A 20,238-nucleotide genomic window follows, 5' to 3' on the forward strand; every position below is an offset into this window, starting at 1 on the left:
TGTGGACAAGGGTCTGTCATCGCGCCGGCACGACCGGGCAAAACGAAAACGGGCGGCCGAAGCCGCCCGCTCGTCTGCATGATCCGCGATCAGCCTTCGACACGCTCGGTTTCCGGCTCGGGGAGCGGTTCCTCGCCCTCGGGAAGCTCTGCGGTCTCGTCACCCTCAACGTGGGGTTCCGGAGCCGGAAGGCTCAGAAGATCATGGAGTTCGGCCAGCGCCTCTGGCGAAAGCTCGCGCCCATTCGAAGCGTCTAGCAACGCCGCGCTCTGGGTCTCGGCACCTTCTTCGATTTGGCCCTCATAAGTCTCGATGTCACGTTCCAGGCCAGCTACCCGTTCGTCATAGCTTTCGGCAGCCGACATCTCGTCATTCAGCGCCGCGAGAGCATCCGCATCTGCGCCCTCGGGATCAGCCAGCGCGTCGATATCGGCCTGAATGTCCTCGATGCTGCGCGGCGGGTTGTCGAGCAGTTCGTTCAACGCGGTCTGCGCGTCGCCAAGGTTTTGCTCGGCTTCTGCAACCGCGTTCACGGCTGCCGCATAAGCTGCGATCCGGCCAACCTGGCTGTTGGGCGACGCGTTTGCCAGAGCGGTCGGGCTTGCATGGGCCGCGTTCAGCCCTTTGAGTTCCGAGGCCAGCGCGCCGTGATTGGTCTTGGCCACTTCAGGCTTGCCGGAGGGACGCGGCGAAGACTTAACCGCGGTCGATTTGACCGGCTTCGGTGCGGCCCGCTTGATCGGTTTGGCAGTGGCCGAGCTCGTCGACGTCTTAGGGCTGAACGAGGTGCCCGTGCTACGACCATTGTCGCCGCCGCTCTTGCCGGCGGCTTTACCGTTACCGCCTTTGCCGCCCCCATTTCCGCCGCCGTTGCCGCCGCCATTTCCACCGCCGTTGCCGTTGCCTTTGGCATAGGCAGCCTCCGGTCCGAACGAAAAGTCATTACTTCCGGGCACGAGGAACAACGCGGCGGCGGCGAACAGTACAACCAAGGGTTTCGACATCGGCATGTGAGTTTCCTCCGGGGATGCAGTCGGCTTTATAATTCTGGCGAGGCTGCCACAGCAGCGTTTGCATATTGCAATCAATACATGGCGAAATCTGGGCCTTCGCGGCTTTTCGTCTCGAATGGCTTGCAAAGTGGCCCCGAGCGGATCAAATCTCGGCCATGACACAGTTTGCCCTTGAAGCTCAGGCCGCCACTCGCGCATTGCGCGCCCTGTTCGAGCCAACACCGCTACAACGCAATGACCATCTCTCAGCAAGGTTCGATGCCGATATCTGGCTGAAACGCGAAGACTTGACGCCCGTGCGCTCCTACAAGCTGCGCGGCGCGTTCACCGCGATGCGCAAGCTGCGCGAGACTGACCCGGATGCGGGGCATTTCGTCTGCGCGAGCGCCGGCAATCACGCGCAGGGGATGGCCTTTGCCTGCCGCCATTTCGGCGTAAAGGGTACGATCTTCATGCCGGTCACCACGCCGCAGCAAAAGATCGACAAGACCCGTACTTTTGGCGGCGATGCGGTCGAAATTCGGCTCATCGGCGACTATTTTGATGACACGCTCGCGGCCGCACAGGAGTTTTGCCGCGGCGCCAAGGCGCATTTTCTGGCACCTTTCGACGACCCTGACGTGATCGAAGGGCAAGCCTCGGTCGGCGTCGAGATCCTCGATCAACTCGGCCGCGCGCCGGATCTGCTTGTGCTCCCTGTCGGCGGCGGCGGGCTTGCGGCGGGGGTGACCGGCTATCTGCGTGCCACCGCGCCTCAGACCGCTTATCGCTTCGTGGAGCCGCTCGGTGGGGCAAGCCTGTCTGCCGCGATTAAGGCCGGGGAGCCGGTCACGCTCTCGCATGTGAACAGCTTCGTGGATGGCGCCGCCGTCGCGCGGATCGGGGCGGAGCCGTTTGCCCGGCTCGACTGGATCGCGCCCGAGGATATTCTGCGGGCGCCCGAGGACCGGATTTGCGTAACAATGCTCGAGATGCTCAACGTCGAGGGGATCGTGCTGGAGCCCGCCGGCGCGCTCTCGGTCGACGTGCTGCCCGAACTGGCCGAGCAGATCCGCGGTAAAACCGTGGTTTGCATAACCTCGGGCGGGAATTTCGATTTCGAGCGGCTGCCAGAGGTCAAAGAACGCGCGCAGCGATTCTCCGGGCTGAAGAAATACTTCATCCTGCGGATGCCGCAGCGCCCCGGCGCCCTGCGCGAATTTCTGCAAATGCTGGGGCCGGATGACGATATCGCCCGGTTCGAGTATTTGAAGAAATCGGCACGGAACTTCGGCTCGGTCCTGATCGGGATCGAGACGAAATCGCCCGAGAGCTTTACGGCCCTGACCGGCAAACTCGATAAAGCCGGTTTTGCCTATCGCGACATCACCGAGGATGAGACCTTGGCCGAATTTCTGATCTGAGCCGTTCAGGCCGCGTTACAAAACTCTTGCACGCGGGTCATGAACACCTCTTTCGAGGCACCGTAACAGGCAATCACGGCCTTCACGTCGATCTCTGCGGCGCGGCCCTGCGCGGCCTTTCGTTCACCCTCCTGGCACATGGCGCCAAAACTCTGGAACCCAAGGTTCCACGCCGATCCTTTGAGGAAATGCAATTCTTCCTCCAGCTTGTCTGGGCGTGCGCCCAGCCGCATCACGACACCCTCGACCTCATCGAGAAACAGGTCCACAACCTCTGCGAATCCCTCTGCCCCGATTTCGGATTGCAACTCTGCAACGCGTTCCCAGTCAATCATGTCCACCTCCAGAATGGCCCAACGGCCCGATACCTTCACCGCGGCCCAGAATATTGCGGAGGTCTTGCCGAAGAATTAATCCGCGAGAACTTCTTTGCTTTACTGCATCTTAAGGTGTTCGGTGCATGACTCGGGGGATCGTTACCCATAGGTGTGCAGTGTTGGCCAAGAAGCTCGAAACGGACCGGCGCAGGAACGCGCGTATCGGCCCCGGCGCGCCTTGCCGGGTTCTGGTTGTCGACGACAGCAAGATGCAGCGACGCATCCTGTCGGCGCAGCTCGCGCGCTCGGGTTACGAGGTGATGGAGGCTGATTCCGCCGAAGAGGCGCTGGCGCTATGCGAACAGGTCGAGCCCGATATCGTGCTGTCGGATTGGATGATGGACGGGATGAGCGGGGTCGATTTTTGCCGCGCCTTTCGTCAGATGAAGCGTGCGGGATACGGGTATTTCATCCTTCTGACCTCCAAAACCGAAAAGAATGACGTTGCAGAGGGCCTCGATAGCGGGGCGGATGATTTTCTCGCCAAGCCGGTGAATGGCGCGGAATTACGCGCGCGACTGTCGGCGGGGGAACGCATCTTGCGCATGGAGAAAGAGCTGAAGGACAAGAATCGTCTCCTTCATTCCGCGCAAGAGGCGATCGAACGCGACCTGTCCGAGGCGCGAAAACTCCAGCAAAGCCTTGTCAAAGAACGGCACCGCTCTTTCGGAGCGGCGGAGGTGTCCTTGCTGTTGCGCCCTTCGGGTCATGTCGGCGGCGATCTTGTCGGGTTTTTCCCGATCAATGCGCGGCGCGTGGGTCTCTATGGGATTGACGTGTCGGGCCACGGGATCACGTCGGCCCTGATGACCGCCCGGCTTGCGGGGTATCTCTCGGGGTCGTCGCCCGAACAGAATATCGCGCTGTTCCTGACTGAATACGGTATCTATGACGGGCGCGATCCGGCGGAACTGGCCGCCTACCTGAATCAGCTCGTTCTCGATGAGATGCAGACGGAGAATTACTTCACGCTCATCTATGCCGATGTCGATCTGATATCTGGGGAGGTGGCCATGGTGCAGGCCGGTCACCCGCATCCGGTCCTGCAACGAGCCGATGGTAACGTCGAATATCTCGGCGATGGCGGGATGCCGGTGGGGCTATTGCCTGGCGCGGAATATGAAACGTTTCGCACGGTTCTGGCGCCAGGAGACCGGCTGTTCATGGTCTCTGATGGCGTGACAGAAGCCGCTCCAACGGATGGAGAAATGCTGGGGGAGCTTGGCCTGGCGCGGTTGATGCGACGGTCGGCGCGCCTGCGCGGCGCGAGCTTTCTCGATGCGATCTATTGGGATGTCGAGAGCCACGCAGGCGGGGCGTTGACCGACGATATCTCCGCGGTATTCTTCGAATTCCACGGCGCGAAAACCGCGGTTGATTAAGGCTCACGCAACGCTTCACGCGACTTATAGAGCGGTTTAAGAAGATACTGCAAAATCGTCTTCTCGCCCGTATGCAGTTCCACTGTCGCCTGCATGCCGGGGCGTATCTCAAGATTACGCTGCCGCTCCGTCAGATGTGCCAGATCGACCCGCAGGGTAACCTTATAATGCGGATCGCCATCAGGCTTGCGCTCGTCCTTGAACGTATCGGCCGAGATGAAATGCACACTGCCCTGCAAGCTGCCATAGATCGTGTAATCATAGGCCGAAAGCTTGATCGTCGCGGCCTGTCCGGTCTTCACGTTGGCGATGTCCTTGGGGTCGATCCGCGCCTCGATGAACAGTTCTTCATCCAGCGGAATGATTTGCAGGATCTCCTCGCCCGGGCGCACCACACCGCCAATCGTCGTCACCGACAGCTTGTTCACGATCCCCCGCATCGGCGAGGTGAGCGTGGTGCGGCCAAGCTGATCCTCGGACAGCTTCAACTGCTGTTGGAGGGTGCTCAGCTCCTTGAGCGTGTCGGAATATTCGGACGCCCGTTCAAGCTCCGTCTGCGTCACGATCTCGTTGAACTGCTTCTCCGCATCCGAAAACACCTTGCGCGCACGTGTCACCTCGATCAGCGGTGCGACCTCCTTGGCATACATGTTTTCCAGCAGTTCGAGCTCGGCCTTGGCCTGCTTCATCACATTCGCAGCGCCCCGCCTGCGGCCCGCGAAATCCTCAAGCCGCGCGCGCAGCAGCGTGGATTCCGACGCCACGATGTGCGGCACCAGAGCCGCCTGCGCGTCGCTCGCCTCGAACGCGTCGATCCCCGCCAACTCGGCCTCCAGCCGCAATTGCCGAATTTCGAGCGCCGCGATCTGCGCGCGCAGATCGTCCACTTGCGTCTGATATTGCGTGCCATAGAGCCGCGCGAGCATGGTGCCCGGCTCGACCACGTCACCTTCGCTGACGTAAAGCTCGGCCAAAATCCCGCCTTCGAGATTCTGGATAATCTGCGGCTTGGACGAAGGAACGATTTCGCCCGGACCACGCACGATTTGATCGACCCAAGCTACCGAGGCCCAAAGCACGAAGACCAGCACCGTCGCAGCCACAAGCCAGATCGTGAGGCTCATGCGCCGAGTCCGCGCCTCGAGCGCCTGCGGGTCGATCGTCGTCATCCCGACGCCCCCCCGCTTTTGGCCTTGGTCAGATGCGCCAGAACCGCGTCGCGTGGCCCATCCACCGCCATGCGCCCGTTTTGGAGGATCAGCGTCCGCGCGGTCAGCGCGAGGATCGGCACCCGGTGCGTTGCAATGATCGCGGTGCGCCCGTGCAGCCATCCGTCAAGGCGGCTGACGAGCGTGGTTTCCAGCGTCGTATCGAGCGCCGCCGTCGGTTCGTCGAGAATCACGACGCTCGGGTCCTGCAACCACAGCCGCGCCCAGCCGATGGATTGGCGCTGACCGACCGACAGCCCTTCGCCCCCATCGCGGAGTTCCAGATCAAGCCCGCGCGGGTGGCTGCGAACGAACGGTCCAAGCCCCGCGAAATCGAGCGCCTGATAAAGCCGGTCCTCGTCACGTTCGAGCTGAGTCAGGTTCAGGTTGTCGCGCAGCGTCCCCGAGAACAGCCGCACATCCTGCGACAGGTAGCCGACCGCCCGGCGCAGATCGCGCGGATGAAGCTGTCCGATATCGACGCCATCCAGCAAGATGCGCCCGCCTTGCGGCTCGTAGACACCCGCAAGCAGCTTGAGCAGGGTCGACTTGCCCGACCCGTTCGCGCCAAGAACCGCGACCCGCTGGCCTGCCGGGATTTGCAGCGCGGCGATGTCGACCATGACAGCGCCGTCCTGATCGTAGCGGAATTCCAGCCCGCGCAGTTCATATTCACCCGTGATCCGTTCGGCGCGCAGGTAGCTGCGGCTTTCGGCCTGCGTCTGGTCTGCATCGGCAATCGCCTCCAGCCCGTCGAGCGCGGCCTTCACGTTCGACCAGCGCGCCATCGTGCCCGCGAGTTGTGTCAGCGGCGCGAGGGTGCGCGAGGTCAGGATGCCGATCGCGATGATCGACCCCACCGTGAAATCGCCTGCGAAGACCTTATAGGTGCCGATCACGACCGCGATGATATAGGTCGCCTGCTGCACGCTCTGCGCCCAGTAGGTCAGCGCCGAGGCGAGCTTGCGCTGCTCCGAGGATTTGACGGCCGAAAGCGTCGTCAACTCTTCCCAGATCCGCTTGAACCGGTCCTGCCCGCGTTGGGTGTTGACGGTCTCGTGCTCGTAGATCGCCTCGTGCAAGAGCTTTGACGCCCGCGCAGAGGCACCCTGCGTCGATTGTGTCAGCTTGACCATCTTTTTCTGGAACAGAAATCCGGGCAGCACCATCAGCACCGCCCCCACTACCAGCACCCAGACGAGGTTGCCGCCGATGCTCGCCACCAAGGCGAGGAAGACGAAGATGAAGGGGATGTCGGCCAGCGTGCCGATGGTGGAGGCGGTGAAGAACTCACGCACAGAGCTGAATTCGCGCATAGCCGAGAAAAGCTGTGAGGGGGAACGCCGGCCCGGTGCGGCCTTCATGCCAAGAAGCCGCTCCATCAGGAGTTTTTGCACCGAGAGTTCGATTTTGCGTCCGGCCATGTCCATCAGCCCCGAACGCGCGAGTTTCAGCGCCATCTCCATGCCCAGCGCCAGCAGCGCGCCGATGGCCAGCACCCAAAGCGTGCTTTCGGATTTATGCGGGATCACGCGATCATAGACCTGAAGGCTGAACAGCGCGACGGCGACAGCGAGGATATTGGCGAAAAGCGACCCTAGCGCGACCTCGGCAAAGGCGCGGCGCTGATCCCGAAACGCACCCCAGAACCAATGGGCGCGGTCTGCGGTGGCGGCGTGGCGCTCTTCGAGCTGGCGCAGCGTGGTCCGGGCGCGCACGATCTGGCCGCTGAAATAGGGGGCGAACTCATCGAGCGGCACTTCGGCGCGCTGATCGGGGCAAGTCTTGTCATAGACGAAGAGCCGCTCGCCCTCTTGCCCGACCACGAGTACCATCTGCCCGTTGGTCATCTGTGCAAGGGCGGGCCACTGGCCAGGGGTCAGGCGCTCGATGCGCTCGACGCTCGCCGTCATACCCGCAACGCGCAGAACGGCCGCAATGTGATCGGGCTGGACTTCGCCCATACGATCGCCCGTGACCGCCGCCGTGACCTCGCCGACGGCGAGGAGCATCTGTTCGAGAATATCGGCGGCTGGCACCTGCGCACCCAGCAGGCCCGCATAGGCGGCAGCCAGCTCCGCACGGGCTTTGGCGCGTGTCCCCGGTTGCGGACGTGGCGCGGTCTGAATGGGGCCATTTGGCTGTGGCAGCACGCCATCGGCAGCCCCGCTCACGCGGGCTGCATTGATGTCGAACGCGATCACACGGTCCCCCACAGACCCCTACACCTTGTTAAATACGGCTACCGTCCACCAATATCCCGTGTTCGCGCGCTATTTCCAGCTTAATCCGAGCAATGTCGTATTTCAGCCCGACCTGATCGCGCTCCATGGCAGCATAGGACTCATACATATTCACCAATTCCATCAAGGTACGGCGCCCCATCCGGTATTGCTCGGTGAACATTTCGAGGCTCGCGCCGGTCTGGCGGGTGACCTCGGCGTCGCGGGCGTCCTTGGCTTCGAGCGCAGTAAGTTTCGCGCGCAGTTCGGTCACCTTGCTCAGACTGTCGCGGCGGGCTTTCTCGACCCGCGCGGCGGCCGCCTCTTCGGTCGCGGCAATGGCCGCCAGTTGATCGCCAGTGCCAAAGCCCAAAAGCTGATCGGTGCCGAGGGTGAGCCCGATATCCGAACCGCCTTCGCCAATGGTGCCGGTCGCTGCCAGACGAGGCAGATGTCCCGCGCGGGCCAGTTTCGCCTCGGCTATCGCGCGCGCCTGCTCGCCTTCGGCCAGCTTGACGCCCAGCGCCTCGGGAAGTGCTGTCGGCAGGGCAATCGTGTCCAGCCCGTTCAACTCCGCGACGGAGATCGTGGTCATGGTCTGCAATTGTTCAATCGCACTGCGCGCCGCATCCCGATCCGAGGCCGCGCGGGCCTCCATCTCCGAGAGCTTCTGGCGCAATACGCGCGCTTCGGACATGTCCGACAGCCCGCCTTCGACACGGATGCGCATGATGCGGTCGTAGTCGGTGATCCGCGTGACCGCGCGATCCGCAACCGCGGCCTGATCGCGGGCCTTCAGCGCGCTGAGATAGTGGCCGATACCTTCCCGCACCAGATCGTTCATCTCGACCGACAAATTGACGGCTGCCACTTCCACATCGGCGGCGGCGAACTCACGCTCGGCCCGCTTTGCACCATTGTCGAACAGCACCTGCTCCACCAGCATTTGCGCCACCATGTCGCCCAGACGGCTAAGACTGAGGGTCGGGCCAATCTGGGGCAGCCAGTTGCGCGACTTGGCCTTGGCGGTGAGCCGTTTCACCCGCAGATCAGCCTGCGCCGTGCCGGCGGAATGGTCGATGACTCCGCGTGCGATCTCGGCATAGGGGCCGTCCCCTGTCAGCACTGAACGGCGCGCGCGCAGGTCCGCGATCACGGCCGATTGCTCTGCGGTTCTCTCGCTTGTGGATGGGCCCAGCGCGACGGGTTCCGACGCGCTGGAAAAAGCCGATCTGGAGATCGGGAACGGTGTGCCGTCGAGGCACCCCGAAAGGGTCGTGACCGCCGTCAAAGCAACGATCGCCCGGGCCGCCGCAGAGGCCCGGGAAAGCGTCACTTGGCGGCTTTTCCGGGTCATCTCGGGGCTCCGATCAGATCGTGAGATGGGTGATCTGATCGTCGATGATGAGGCTCGCCCCGTCATCGCCCAGCGTGTAGATGCTGTGCGTCTGACCGTTGATGACCGCATCCTGCCCGGTATCCTGTGCACCCAGCGCGGTCACGTTGTCATTGGCGTCGCCGCTGATGATCATCGTATTATCCGGCCCGGTAAGTGCCAGCAGTTGCTCTTCGGTGATGGTCAGGGTCGCCTCCGCATAGCTGAGGTCAATCGCGGCCAGATCGAACTGCTCCAAACCGTCGCGGCCCAGATCGATCGTCACATCCGAGTTGCCATCGACCACCAGCAGCGTCGAGGCGGTGTTGCCTGCCGCATCCGCATCGGTCACCACGAGATACTCGCCATTCGGCACACGCCCGCCCGAACCGAAATCGTAGAGATCCTCGGAGCCGAGGCTGATCGGATCGCTGTCCAGAACCGTCGAGACCGTCCCGTCCGCGCCCACCGTCGAAACCGTGAAGTGGTCGCCCTCGCTGTCGGAGGTGTAGATCGCGCGGGTCGAGCTGCCATCATCGGTCTTATCGGTGATGATCGGCGCATCGGGCGCGTCGAGATCGAAGGTGAAGCTCTGGCTGGAGTTGTCGTTAAGCACCGCAACGTTGCCCGCAAGGTCCGTCGCCGTGACCGTGTACGTCATCGACCCGGTCAGCCCGGAAAGCGCGGATTGATCGAAACTCACCGACCAGAGGCCATCGGCCCCGGCGGTCACCACCTGCTCTGCCCCATTGGCAAGACGCACCACGACCTGCGAGCCGGCCTCGACCGTGCCCGAAATCTCGAAGCCCGCCGCCGCCTCGTTGGCGTTGACGATATTGTCGCCTGCGACCAGCGGGGTGACGGTGAAATTGCGCACAACCGGATCAAAGTCGACCATGCTCGACTGCGTGGCAACGTTGCCATTCGCGTCGGTCGCCGAAACCGTGAGAGCCATGCCCGCGACCTCGGTTGTCGGCAGCATGCCAGCCGGGATCGTCACGGTCCAGGTCCCACCGGTCACCGAGGCCGGAAGCACCGCCCCGTTTCCAAGCTGCACCGAAACCACCGAGCCTGCCTCAACCGTCCCAGTGACCACGAGGCCACCCGCGCCTTCCGCGGCGTTGACGATGCCGTCCGCAATCTGCGCATTCGGCGTCGTGGTGGCGTGACTCAGGTCTTCTACCACGGTGTCATAGGCGACAGTATGGCTTGCGCTCGACGCGTTGCCCGCGCCATCCACCGTCGAGGCCGTGAAGGTCAAATCCCCTTCGCCCGTCGGCAATTGGCTTTCCGAGAAATAAGCGCTCCAGGTGCCATCCGCGCCAACCAGCGTGGTCACGGTCACGGTACCCAGCCCGATTTGCAGCGTCGCGCCGGGCGTCGAGGTGCCCGTCACGGTAACGCCGCCCTGCCAGTCCGCATTATTGATCATGTCGTCGCCGGTCACCGCATCGAAGGTAATCGGGTGCGGCTCGGTATCGACCACCAGCGTATCGGTGATCGTGGTCACGTTGCCATTCACATCGGTCGCGGTGATGACCATGCCTTCGGTATAGGTGCCGCCCGGAAGCTCATCCTGCGTGAAGGTAACGGTCCAGGTGCCGTTCTCACCAACCACGGTCGTCGCGGTCTGCCCGCCGACCTCGACCGAGATCGCGGCCCCTGCCTCGCCCGTGCCAGAAATCGAGATGCCGTCCGCGTAATCCACAAGGTTCTCGATATCGCCAACAGATTGGGTGCCCTCGGTCACGGCGACCTCGGGAGGCGTCATGTCGATGAGGAAATCGGGGCCGTCCAGCGTGTATTCCGTGCCATCGGGCGCGACCACATCGACGATTGCGGTCAGGTCGCCATCCGACGGGAAGGTGTCATCCTCAAAGGTGACTTCCCAGGTGCCGTCCTCGTCAACGGTGGTCTCGGCGGTCTGATCGCCAAGCGTCACGGTCACGGTGGACCCCGCCTCACCGGTGCCGGTTACGATTGCAGCCGGGTCCTCGGTATTCGTGGTGAGGGTGTAATCCGCGTCCGGCTCATCCACGGTCGGGATGATCGCCGGAGCTCCGCCCGAGCCGCCACCATCGCCGCCACCCGTCAGAACGCCAAGGCCAACAAGACCAGCGCCCGCAAGACCCGCCGTCCCCAGACCGCCGATCAGCGGTGCGAATGCTGCCATCCCGGTTGTATCGTCGTCACCGATCGGCGCGAGAATGTCCTCGCCGCCCATGAATGCGAGCTGGTCGTTCGGGCTCCATTTCCCGATCACCTCGACCGCACCGTATTGTGCGAACAGAACCCCGTCGCCGCCATCTTCAAGCGTCACCGCCGAGATTTCATTATCCGCCGAAATGTAAAGCTGGGCTTCCTGCCCTTCGGGCGCGCTGTAATAGCCCGACAGCGTGATGACGCGGCCATCGACCAGAACGATCTGAAGATCGTCGCCTTCGCGCACATACTTGAGAATGTTGTATTTTCGCAGGTTCAGAGAGATTTCGTCACCGGCACCAACCTGAATGAAATCACTCGCACCGTCACCGGCAACCATACCACGCGACACACCGCCCGCATAATCGCGAACGGCAAAGTCAACCGACTTTACCATTGAACCACTCCGCCTCACGTTAACTCGGCTTGTTTTGTGCCGATTTTTTGAACTGCTGCCCTAATTGTTAACGAAATGGCAACGCTATTTCTAGCCCTTTGATGGCATCGAAGGTCAATTTATGGGGTTCACACATATACTTTTGCACCAAAATCCCACGACTATGGCCTAATTGCCACGCAGCACGCCAAGCAGGAAATGCCGATCTCCCGCATTGGCCAAGAGGTCCAGCGCCTCTTCGGGGCTGAGCCAGACGTCGCGGTGCCCCGGTTCCGTGGGCGCGCTACGCCGCAAAACGGGGCGCGCCAGATAGATATGGCACAGCTTCTCGGCCCAAATCTCGTATTCCGGCATGAAGGTAAAACGGCGATAGGCCCCGATGCGGCGCGCCGACGAGATTGTCCAACCCGTTTCCTCATAGACCTCCCGGTGAAGCGCCCGGATTGCGCTCTCACCGGGGTCGATACCGCCGCCGGGAAGCTGAAACTCTGGGTTGGGCTCTGACTGGTGGGTCACGAGGACCTGCCCCTCGCGCATCAGCACCGCGTAGGCACCGGGCCTGCGGCGGTAGCGTTGCTCTGGTTTCACGGCCTCGCCAAAGCGTCGGATCATGGCGCCCCCTTGGGTCTGCGGTTGCTCCGCCTATATAGGCACGGTATGCCAGCGCCCGAAACGCCGAAATCTCGCGCGAACCCCCAAGGAAGACACATGTCCACGCTCTCGCAAATCGCATGGGACGATACGGTCCTGCCATTCCAACTTGATCGCTCGGATGTCCGGGGCCGGGTCGCGCGTCTGGACGGCGTGCTGGAAAAGGTGCTCTCGCAGCATGACTACCCGCCGATGGTCGAGGCGCTGGTGGCCGAAATCGCCTTGCTCACGGCAATGATCGGCCAAACGATCAAGCTGCGCTGGAAGCTGTCCCTGCAAGTGCGCGGCACCGGGCCGATCCGGATTCTCGCAACCGATTACTATGGACCCAGTGCCGATGGCGCCCCCGCCCGTATTCGCGGCTGGGCCAGTTTCGACGCTGAACGGCTCGACGAAACCGCCGATCCGTTCCAGCAGATCGGTGACGGCTATTTCGCGATCCTGATTGACCAAGGCGAGGGCACCGTGCCCTATCAAGGGATCACGCCCCTCGCGGGTGGCTCGCTCTCAGCCTGTGCGCAGACCTATTTCGCGCAATCCGAGCAGCTTCCGACCCGGTTCGAGCTGTCCTTCGGTCGCTCTGCCCTGCCGGGACAGGCCGAGCATTGGCGCGCCGGTGGCGTGATGCTCCAGATGATGCCCAAAGCCTCGCCTTTCGTGGCAACCGAAGGCGGCACGGGTGAGGGCGGCTTGCTGGATCATTCGGACCTGCTTGAGGGCGACGATGACGAGAACTGGTCGCGCGCCAATCACCTGTTGGACACCGTCGAAGCTCTGGAACTGATCGGCCCGACCGTCCAGCCGACCGAGTTGCTCGTACGTCTCTTCCACGAAGAGGGCCCCCGGGTCTTCGATCCGCAGCGGATCGAGTTCGGATGCACCTGCTCGGCGGATCGGGTGCGAGACAGCCTCTCGATCTATTCGGCCAAGGATATCGGCCACATGACGACCGAGGATGGCAAGGTCACTGCCGACTGCCAATTCTGCGGCGCGCATTACGAATTCGACCCTGCATCACTGGGATTTGAGGCAACGAAGAACCCCGATGGGTCGCAAAAAGAGGCCTCGGATGAGTGATCTTTTCGCCCCGGTTCGGGCCGCTCTGGCGCAACCGGGGCGGCCCTCGTCGGATTACGACCTGAATACCGGCATCTTTCTGCCCGAGGGGCGCAAGCTGCGCCCGGCGGGGGTGTTGGTCGCATTTGAGGCGACGGAGATGGGCCTGCGCCTCTATCTCACCAAGCGCGCCTCGCATCTCAAGCACCATCCCGGCCAGATTGCCTTTCCGGGCGGCAAGGTGGACCCGTCCGATGATGGACCCATTGCTGCTGCGCTGCGCGAAGCGCATGAAGAAATCGGGCTGCCCACCGACAATGTCGAGGTGCTGGGCACGCTTGAAGCCCATGAGACGGTGACCGGCTTCCTCGCAACCCCGGTTCTGGCCCGCATTCACACCCCTTTCACCCCACGCCCGGAGGTCGGTGAGGTCGAGGAGGTGTTCACCGTCCCCTTCGCCCACGTCACCGATTTAAGCCGGTATAGGGTCGAAAAACGCCGGTGGCGCGGCACCTGGCGCAGCTATTACGTCGCGCCGTTCGGTCCCTATTACATCTGGGGCGCAACTGCGCGTATGCTGCGGGCATTGGCGGATCGGATCGAGGCGGACCGGAAGGCGCGATGAAGCTGAGCGGAGAGTGGATCGAGGCGAACCATGTGCAGACCGTTCTGCACATGCTCGAAGCGGGCGGCCATGAGGCCCTGCTTGTGGGCGGCTGCGTGCGCAATGCGGCGCTTGGCCAGCCGGTCTCGGATATCGACATCGCTACCGACGCGCGCCCGGAACGCGTGATAGAGCTGGCCGACGCGGCGGGGCTGAAGCCCGTTCCCACGGGCATTGAGCACGGCACTGTCACCGTCGTCGCCGAGCACATTCCACATGAGATCACCACCTTTCGCCGTGATGTAGAGACGCATGGCCGCCACGCGACGGTCGCTTTTTCCGATGACCGCGCCGAGGATGCCGCGCGGCGCGACTTCACGATGAACGCGCTCTATGCGCGCTCGGATGGGACCGTTCTTGACCCCTTGGGGACCGGGCTTGAAGATCTCGCCGCGCGTCATGTTCGCTTTGTCGGCGATGCGGAAGATCGGATTCAGGAAGACTACCTGCGCATTCTCCGCTTCTTTCGGTTTACGGCTTGGTATGGCGCCCCGGAACGCGGGATGGACCCTGAGGGGCTTGCCGCCTGTGCCGTAAATTCCGCTGGAATAGAGACGCTTTCGCGCGAGCGTGTGGGGGCTGAGATCAAGAAACTCCTTTCTGCGCCCGACCCGGCCCCGGCTGTCGCGGCCATGGCTGCGAGTGGTGTGCTGAACCGGGTTCTGCCCGGCGCCGATCCGCGCGCGCTTGCACCGTTCGTGCATCTGGAATCCGGTGGAGCAGAGCCTATGCGACGGCTCGCGGCGCTTGGTGGAGAGGATGTCGCAGCGCGTCTTCGCCTTTCCAAGGCCGAGGCCAAACATCTTGCGCGAATCCGCGAGGCGCTGGAGGCAGGGGTGTCGCTGGAGGAGGCCGGATACCGGTTCGGAGTCACGGTGGCTGCCGATGCCGCGCTCGTCTTGGCGGCCTCTCTCGGCGCGCCCCTCGCCCCAGCGTGGGAAGCCGAGATTGCACGCGGCGCAGCGCAGGTGTTTCCGATCAAACCCGCTGATCTCATGCCCGCCCTGCAAGGTGCCGCCTTGGGCGCCGAACTCCGCAAGCTCGAGGATCGCTGGGTCGCCTCGGGCTTCGCCCTCACGCGCGAAGAATTGCTCGGCTAGCCAATCGCGTCGCTTTCCCTTTCTCACACGCCCACTATATGCTCGCGGGTATGAGCCTGTTGCGTCCCAACCCTTTTAAGCCCGCCGAGGGTCCGCCGCCTGATCGCCTTGGCGCGTTTTATGGCTGGTGTTTGCGCGGGGCATGGCCCGTAGTCGGCACCGACGCGTTCCTCTCAGGCATCGCCGGCTCTCTCGAGGCTGTCTCGGCCGTGTTCCTCGGCATGGTTATCGACGCAGCGCTTTCCTCGGCCCCCGAGACCGTTTTCTTCGATAATGCGGGTCTATTGATAGGGGTTTTGCTGTTTTACGTCGTATTGCGACCCCTGTCGTTCGGGCTGTCCTCCGCGACGACGAACCTTTTGGTGACGCCGACACTGCTGCCGCAAATCCTCTCGCGGCTGCATCGCTGGACGATGGGGCAGTCGGTCACCTATTTCGACAATGACTTTGCCGGGCGGATTGCGCAGAAGCAGATGCAGACGGCGCGGGCGGTCGCAGACTCGGTCACCGAGATCAACCACGCGGCAGTCTTCGCGCTCTCTTCGGTCATCGGGTCCTTCGCGGTCCTGGCGGCGATTGATCTCTGGGGGGTGATGGTGCTGGCCGTTTGGCTGGCGCTTTACATCGGGCTGATCCGGCTGTTTTTGCCGCATATCCGTGGACGTTCCGAGCGGCGCGCGGCGGCGCGCGCGATGGTCACCGGGCAGGTCGTCGACACGATCACTAATATCAAGACGGTGAAGCTGTTCGCCCATGCAGATCATGAGGATCGCGCCGCGCTGGATGCGATGGGGCATTACCGCCGCCGCGCCTATGAGTTCGGCATCACTTCGACCTGGTATCGCGCCTCGCAGATGGCGCTGTCTGGGCTGCTTCCGGTGATCCTTGTGGGGCTGACGATTCTGAACTGGCAGCGCGGGCTCGCAAGCGCCGGGGACATTGCGGCCGCCGGGACCGTCGCCATCCGCATCGCCCAGATGTCAGGCTGGGTGTCGATGGCACTGATGGGGATCTGGCGCTCGATCGGCGAGGTCGAAGACGGAATGAAGACCCTCACGCCGCCGCATGGGTTGGTGGATGCACCCGATGCCGTCGCGCTTGGGGCGGTGCAGGGCGAGGTGCGCTTCGATCATGTGAGCTTTGCATACGGCCAGAAGTCTGGTGGCGTTCAGGTGCTCGACCTGACCATCGCGCCGGGCGAGAAGATCGGGATCGTAGGCGCGTCTGGCGCCGGGAAATCGACCCTCGTTGCGCTTCTGTTGCGGCTCTATGACACCGAAAAAGGCCGTGTTCTGATCGACGGCACCGACATCGCCAAGGTCACGCAAGAGAGCCTGCGCCGGCAAATCGGGATGGTCACGCAGGAAACTGCGATGTTTAACCGCTCGGCGCGGGAGAACATCTTTTATGGCCGCCCGAATGCGACCGAGGAGGAGATGATCGCCGCCGCGAAAGCCGCCGAAGCGCATGAGTTCATCCTCGGCCTTGTCGATCACAAGGGGCAGCGCGGCTATGACGCGGCTCTGGGTGAGCGCGGCGTGAAACTCTCGGGCGGCCAGCGGCAGAGGATCGCGCTCGCCCGGGCTTTCCTCAAGGACGCACCGATCCTCGTGCTGGATGAGGCGACTTCCGCGCTCGACTCCGAGGTCGAGGCATCGATCCAGAGCGCGCTCCATCGCGTGATGGAGGGCAAGACCGTGCTCGCCATCGCCCACCGGCTCTCGACCATTGCCGAGATGGATCGGATCATCGTGCTTGAACAAGGCCGCATAGCCGAGGCCGGGTCGCATGCCGAGTTGCTGGCAGCAGACGGGCTCTATGCGCGCTATTGGAACCGTCAGTCGGGCGGGTTCATCTCGTGCGATGACGAGCCCAAAGCCGCGGAATAGAGTCTTTTCAGCGCCGCGCGCGCCTGCTACCCGAGGCCAAAAGGATACCCGGATGCCCCTCACGATTGAACGCCTCTCCCTTCACGCTGACGGCGTGGCCCATACTCCAGAAGGCACGGTGCATGTGGCCATGGCGCTGCCCGGTGAGGTGGTGGACGGCGAGGTAGTCGATGGGCGCATCGCTCAACCCCGGATCGTGACACCTTCGGCTGACCGGGTAAAAGCGCCCTGCCCGCATTATCGCTCCTGCGGGGGCTGCGTGATGCAGCACGCTTCCGAAACCTTCACCGCCGCATGGAAGGCCGAAGTCGTACGAAACGCGCTGAGCGCGCGTGGGATCGAAGCGCCCGAGATCACAGTGCACAGTTCGCCCCTGCACTCCCGGCGGCGCGCGACCTTCTCCGGTCGGCGGACAAAAAAGGGCACGCTGGTCGGCTTTCACGCGCGCGCTTCTGACACCGTGATCGAGGTGCCGAACTGCCTGATTCTGCGTCCCGAGATACTGGCCGCCATGCCCGCGCTCCATGAAGCGACCGCCATCGGCAGTTCGCGCAAGGGTGAGATCAGCTTTGCAGTGACCGTTTCGGAAGCCGGCCTCGATATCGCGGCGACGGGCGGGAAAGACCCTATACCGGCAGTTTTCCAAGAACTCGCGGCGCTGGCGCGGCGTCATGATCTGGCGCGCCTGACGTGGAATGGAGAGCCGATTGCGGCGCGGCGCCCGCCCACGCAAAGGTTCGGAACCGCCAAGGTTGCGCCCCCGGCCGGAGCCTTCCTTCAGGCCACCGCCGAGGGGGAGGCCGCTCTGGTTGCCTTTGTCCAGAACGCGACTCAAGGGGCCAACCGTGTGGCGGACCTCTTCGCGGGGTCAGGGACCTTCTCGCTGCCGCTCGCGGAAGGGGCCGAGGTCCATGCCGTCGAAGGCGAGGCCGCGATGCTCGCTGCGCTCGATCAAGGATGGCGTCAGGCCAAAGGGCTAAAGCGCGTCACGACCGAGACGCGGGACCTCTTCCGCCGCCCGCTTCTGCCCGACGAGTTGAAGGCTTATGACGCGATCGTGATCGACCCGCCACGCGCCGGCGCCGAGGCTCAGGTTCAAGAGATCGCACAAAGCCAATGCCATGATCTCGTTTATATTTCCTGCAACCCGGTGACGTTTGCGCGCGACGCCGCACACCTTGCCGCAGCAGGGTTCACGCTCGAAGCGCTCGAGGTCGTGGACCAGTTCCGCTATTCCACACATGTCGAGCTTGCGTCGCGCTTTCGGCGCAATTAGGGGCATGGGCAAACAGGCCCATTTTCGCTAGGATAAGCGCAAGATGAAACGCAACGAGCAGACCCACACCACCCGCCGAAATCTCTTGCTTGGGGGCACTGCCCTTCTGGCGCTGACGGCCTGCGGCGATACCAGCAAGTTCCGTCACTACAGCGGCCCGCATGTGACCGAAGTGCAGGTCTTCAAAGCGAAGCGCCGGATGTATCTGCTGTCAGGCCGCGAGGTCCTCAAGACCTACAAAATCGGTCTGGGCGGCAACCCGATCGGCCCCAAGCAGTTCGAAGGCGACAGCAAGACGCCGGAAGGCACCTATTTCATCGACCGCCGCAATCCGAACTCCGCCTATCACCTCTCGCTTGGGATTTCGTATCCGAACGCGCAGGACCGGGCATTTGCTGAAGCACAGGGCAAGAAGCCGGGCGGTGACATCTTCATCCATGGCCGCGCCAAGAAGAACAAGGGCCGCGGCAAGGATTGGACCGCTGGCTGTATCGCGGTGAAAGACAAGGAAATCGAAGAGATTTACGCGATGATCGCCAACGGCACGGTCATCCACATCTTCCCGTAATGCAAAGGGCCCCGGTTGGGGCCCTTGGTCTGGCTGCCGATCAGTTGCCCGTCAGCATCGTCCACCAGATCTTGCCGGTCGGCTCCTGATACCAGGCCATGCCCATCTGCCGGGCGGCCGGATTGAGGATCACATCGCGCGTATCGGGAAGCGCCATCCACGCAGACAGGGTCTCGATCTCGGTCTCGTAGGTCTCAGAGATATTCTCGCCCAAAACCTGGCCCATATAGCCCGCACGCCGCGCCCGGTCGATCATCGAAGAGCCATCCGACCCCCAGTGCCACGGACGGTTCTGGCGCGCCATGTCCTGAGAATGTGCCGCTGCCGCTGCCGTCAGCTGATCGTTGAGCGCAAGTGGCGCCGTGCCACGAGCTGCCCGCAGACTGTTGACCGATTCGAGCACGCGCTGCGGGATAACCTCTGCATCGCGGGAGGTGATCCGATAAAGCTGCGGCAGTGGCTTGCCGTCGGGGCCAAGCTGCGGCCCTGCCGGCTCACAAGCAGCCAGCGCCAGAACCGCTGCGGAAAGCAAAGTCAGAACACGAAGCATGATGCACCATCCCGTTGAATAACGGTCCAGAGCCTTACACGCTTGAAATGCGCCACGCAAACCCACAGTTGCGTGAGAAACATGTCATGACGCGGGTTTGATTTGCACGAAGGCGCCGGGCACAGTATGACGCGCGCGACTGGCTGATGGCCTGATGGAGAGTATGATGACCCAAGCGCGCACCCGTCTCAACCGCCGCGCCTTCCTTGGTAGCGCGTCGCTGTTTGGCGCTGGCCTTGCAACGCCCGCACTGTCGCAGGCGCTCGATCTGGGCATGGAAACCTATGAAGAAACCGCGCAAACCAACATGCGCCGGAACATCTCAAGCTTCCGCGCTCTCGATTGGCAGCCCTATTTCAGCAACCTGACCAATGGCGCGATCCTCGTCGATACCGTGTCGCGCGCGCTGCATTTCTGGTCCGAAGATCGCTCGGTCTATCGCCTCTACCCGACCTCGGTCCCGGTTTCCGAAGAACTGACGCGCCGCGGCCGCACCGAAGTGATCCGCAAGGTGGAAGGCCCGAGTTGGGCACCCACCCCGTCGATGAAACAACGCAACCCGGAATGGCCGGATTACGTCCCGCCGGGCCCCGATAACCCGCTGGGCACTCACGCGCTTTACCTGTCGTGGCAGTATTACCGGATTCACGGCACCCATGACACGCGCAAGATCGGCCGGAAATCCTCGAACGGCTGCATCGGGCTCTATAACGAACACATCCAGGAGCTGTTCGGGATGTCGAAGGTCGGGACACAGGTGCTCCTGATCTGACGCGCCAAGCAGCCAAAACAAAGGCCCCGCGAGGGGCCTTTTTCATCTGAAGCGCTGCAAGCTCCGGGCTCTGCCCGTTCCCGCTTCCAATCGCATCAAGTATCCTCGGGGGTGAATTTGCCAAAGGCAAAGA

General features: G+C 63.0%; 17 protein-coding genes. 9 read left to right on the forward strand and 8 right to left on the reverse strand.

Going from position 1 to position 20,238, the window contains the following annotated elements; genetic code table 11:
* Positions 1-89: 89 nt before the first annotated feature.
* Complete coding sequence (locus tag P0X85_RS07815) at positions 90-1,010, reverse strand: hypothetical protein (RefSeq protein WP_275811182.1); 921 nt, start codon at positions 1,008-1,010, stop codon at positions 90-92.
* Positions 1,011-1,168: 158 nt separating this feature from the next.
* On the opposite strand from P0X85_RS07815, the gene ilvA reads away from it, so the two are divergent.
* Positions 1,169-2,416 carry a threonine ammonia-lyase IlvA gene (gene ilvA, locus P0X85_RS07820; protein ID WP_275811185.1) on the forward strand — a complete coding sequence of 416 codons (1,248 nt, stop codon included), beginning with the start codon at positions 1,169-1,171 and terminating at the stop codon, positions 2,414-2,416.
* Positions 2,417-2,421: 5 nt separating this feature from the next.
* Here the strand turns inward: ilvA and P0X85_RS07825 are convergent, their stop codons facing one another.
* Positions 2,422-2,751, reverse strand: coding sequence for an Hpt domain-containing protein (locus P0X85_RS07825; RefSeq protein ID WP_275811189.1), 330 nt, complete (start codon positions 2,749-2,751; stop codon positions 2,422-2,424).
* 161 nt (positions 2,752-2,912) lie between these two features.
* On the opposite strand from P0X85_RS07825, the gene P0X85_RS07830 reads away from it, so the two are divergent.
* Positions 2,913-4,175, forward strand: a complete 1,263-nt coding sequence (locus P0X85_RS07830; protein WP_338030519.1) for a PP2C family protein-serine/threonine phosphatase — start codon at positions 2,913-2,915, stop codon at positions 4,173-4,175.
* On the opposite strand, the gene P0X85_RS07835 is transcribed toward P0X85_RS07830, so the two are convergent.
* From P0X85_RS07835 to P0X85_RS07855, 5 genes are all read right to left on the reverse strand, one after another.
* Positions 4,172-5,344, reverse strand: a complete 1,173-nt coding sequence (locus P0X85_RS07835) for an HlyD family type I secretion periplasmic adaptor subunit (RefSeq protein ID WP_275811192.1) — start codon at positions 5,342-5,344, stop codon at positions 4,172-4,174. The genes P0X85_RS07830 and P0X85_RS07835 overlap by 4 nt on opposite strands.
* Positions 5,341-7,587, reverse strand: a complete 2,247-nt coding sequence (locus P0X85_RS07840) for an ATP-binding cassette domain-containing protein (protein ID WP_420851803.1) — start codon at positions 7,585-7,587, stop codon at positions 5,341-5,343. Before P0X85_RS07840 ends, P0X85_RS07835 begins: the two co-directional genes overlap by 4 nt.
* A gap of 28 nt (positions 7,588-7,615) precedes the next feature.
* Positions 7,616-8,962 (reverse strand): TolC family protein, encoded by a 1,347-nt coding sequence (locus P0X85_RS07845; RefSeq protein WP_275811194.1) that lies wholly within the window; start codon positions 8,960-8,962, stop codon positions 7,616-7,618.
* 13 nt (positions 8,963-8,975) lie between these two features.
* The gene (locus tag P0X85_RS07850) at positions 8,976-11,579 is read right to left on the reverse strand and encodes an Ig-like domain-containing protein (RefSeq protein WP_275811196.1); all 2,604 of its coding nucleotides are present in this window, start codon (positions 11,577-11,579) and stop codon (positions 8,976-8,978) included.
* A gap of 168 nt (positions 11,580-11,747) precedes the next feature.
* Positions 11,748-12,191 (reverse strand): NUDIX hydrolase, encoded by a 444-nt coding sequence (locus P0X85_RS07855; protein WP_275811200.1) that lies wholly within the window; start codon positions 12,189-12,191, stop codon positions 11,748-11,750.
* A gap of 96 nt (positions 12,192-12,287) precedes the next feature.
* Between P0X85_RS07855 and hslO the strand changes: the two genes are divergently transcribed.
* Genes hslO through P0X85_RS07885 form a run of 6 tightly spaced genes read left to right on the forward strand, consistent with a single transcriptional unit; the run spans position 12,288 to position 18,783 of the window.
* Positions 12,288-13,307: an Hsp33 family molecular chaperone HslO gene (gene hslO, locus P0X85_RS07860; protein WP_275811203.1), complete on the forward strand. Its 1,020-nt coding sequence runs from the start codon at positions 12,288-12,290 to the stop codon at positions 13,305-13,307.
* On the forward strand, positions 13,300-13,911 hold the full coding sequence (locus P0X85_RS07865; RefSeq protein WP_275811206.1) for a CoA pyrophosphatase: 612 nt from the start codon (positions 13,300-13,302) through the stop codon (positions 13,909-13,911). Before hslO ends, P0X85_RS07865 begins: the two co-directional genes overlap by 8 nt.
* Positions 13,908-15,050 carry a CCA tRNA nucleotidyltransferase gene (locus tag P0X85_RS07870; RefSeq protein WP_275811209.1) on the forward strand — a complete coding sequence of 381 codons (1,143 nt, stop codon included), beginning with the start codon at positions 13,908-13,910 and terminating at the stop codon, positions 15,048-15,050. Before P0X85_RS07865 ends, P0X85_RS07870 begins: the two co-directional genes overlap by 4 nt.
* Positions 15,051-15,100: 50 nt before the next feature.
* The gene (locus P0X85_RS07875) at positions 15,101-16,939 is read left to right on the forward strand and encodes an ABC transporter ATP-binding protein (protein ID WP_275811212.1); all 1,839 of its coding nucleotides are present in this window, start codon (positions 15,101-15,103) and stop codon (positions 16,937-16,939) included.
* A gap of 52 nt (positions 16,940-16,991) precedes the next feature.
* On the forward strand, positions 16,992-18,215 hold the full coding sequence (locus P0X85_RS07880; RefSeq protein ID WP_275811215.1) for a class I SAM-dependent RNA methyltransferase: 1,224 nt from the start codon (positions 16,992-16,994) through the stop codon (positions 18,213-18,215).
* Positions 18,216-18,258: 43 nt separating this feature from the next.
* On the forward strand, positions 18,259-18,783 hold the full coding sequence (locus P0X85_RS07885) for a L,D-transpeptidase family protein (protein ID WP_275811218.1): 525 nt from the start codon (positions 18,259-18,261) through the stop codon (positions 18,781-18,783).
* Between the two features lie 40 nt (positions 18,784-18,823).
* On the opposite strand, the gene dalA is transcribed toward P0X85_RS07885, so the two are convergent.
* The gene (dalA, locus tag P0X85_RS07890; protein ID WP_275811221.1) at positions 18,824-19,333 is read right to left on the reverse strand and encodes a divisome-associated lipoprotein DalA; all 510 of its coding nucleotides are present in this window, start codon (positions 19,331-19,333) and stop codon (positions 18,824-18,826) included.
* A gap of 166 nt (positions 19,334-19,499) precedes the next feature.
* On the opposite strand from dalA, the gene P0X85_RS07895 reads away from it, so the two are divergent.
* A complete protein-coding gene (locus tag P0X85_RS07895) occupies positions 19,500-20,105 on the forward strand; it encodes a L,D-transpeptidase (RefSeq protein WP_420851804.1) in 606 nt (201 codons plus the stop codon).
* The last annotated feature ends 133 nt before the right edge of the window (positions 20,106-20,238 follow it).

Origin of the sequence: Pseudothioclava nitratireducens, assembly GCF_029210495.1 — a bacterium.
GTDB lineage: Bacteria > Pseudomonadota > Alphaproteobacteria > Rhodobacterales > Rhodobacteraceae > Pseudothioclava > Pseudothioclava nitratireducens.

Bases quoted from the DNA above. Each gene is read 5' to 3' on its own strand.
- P0X85_RS07895 (WP_420851804.1), top strand. From the start codon at position 19,500: ATGACCCAAGCGCGCACCCGTCTCAACCGCCGCGCCTTCCTTGGTAGC.
- P0X85_RS07835 (WP_275811192.1), bottom strand. From the start codon at position 5,344: ATGACGACGATCGACCCGCAGGCGCTCGAGGCGCGGACTCGGCGCATG.
- P0X85_RS07850 (WP_275811196.1), bottom strand. From the start codon at position 11,579: ATGGTAAAGTCGGTTGACTTTGCCGTTCGCGATTATGCGGGCGGTGTG.
- P0X85_RS07845 (WP_275811194.1), bottom strand. From the start codon at position 8,962: ATGACCCGGAAAAGCCGCCAAGTGACGCTTTCCCGGGCCTCTGCGGCG.
- hslO (WP_275811203.1), top strand. From the start codon at position 12,288: ATGTCCACGCTCTCGCAAATCGCATGGGACGATACGGTCCTGCCATTC.
- P0X85_RS07875 (WP_275811212.1), top strand. From the start codon at position 15,101: ATGAGCCTGTTGCGTCCCAACCCTTTTAAGCCCGCCGAGGGTCCGCCG.
- ilvA (WP_275811185.1), top strand. From the start codon at position 1,169: ATGACACAGTTTGCCCTTGAAGCTCAGGCCGCCACTCGCGCATTGCGC.
- P0X85_RS07825 (WP_275811189.1), bottom strand. From the start codon at position 2,751: ATGATTGACTGGGAACGCGTTGCAGAGTTGCAATCCGAAATCGGGGCA.
- dalA (WP_275811221.1), bottom strand. From the start codon at position 19,333: ATGCTTCGTGTTCTGACTTTGCTTTCCGCAGCGGTTCTGGCGCTGGCT.
- P0X85_RS07815 (WP_275811182.1), bottom strand. From the start codon at position 1,010: ATGCCGATGTCGAAACCCTTGGTTGTACTGTTCGCCGCCGCCGCGTTG.
- P0X85_RS07865 (WP_275811206.1), top strand. From the start codon at position 13,300: ATGAGTGATCTTTTCGCCCCGGTTCGGGCCGCTCTGGCGCAACCGGGG.
- P0X85_RS07885 (WP_275811218.1), top strand. From the start codon at position 18,259: ATGAAACGCAACGAGCAGACCCACACCACCCGCCGAAATCTCTTGCTT.
- P0X85_RS07870 (WP_275811209.1), top strand. From the start codon at position 13,908: ATGAAGCTGAGCGGAGAGTGGATCGAGGCGAACCATGTGCAGACCGTT.
- P0X85_RS07880 (WP_275811215.1), top strand. From the start codon at position 16,992: ATGCCCCTCACGATTGAACGCCTCTCCCTTCACGCTGACGGCGTGGCC.
- P0X85_RS07855 (WP_275811200.1), bottom strand. From the start codon at position 12,191: ATGATCCGACGCTTTGGCGAGGCCGTGAAACCAGAGCAACGCTACCGC.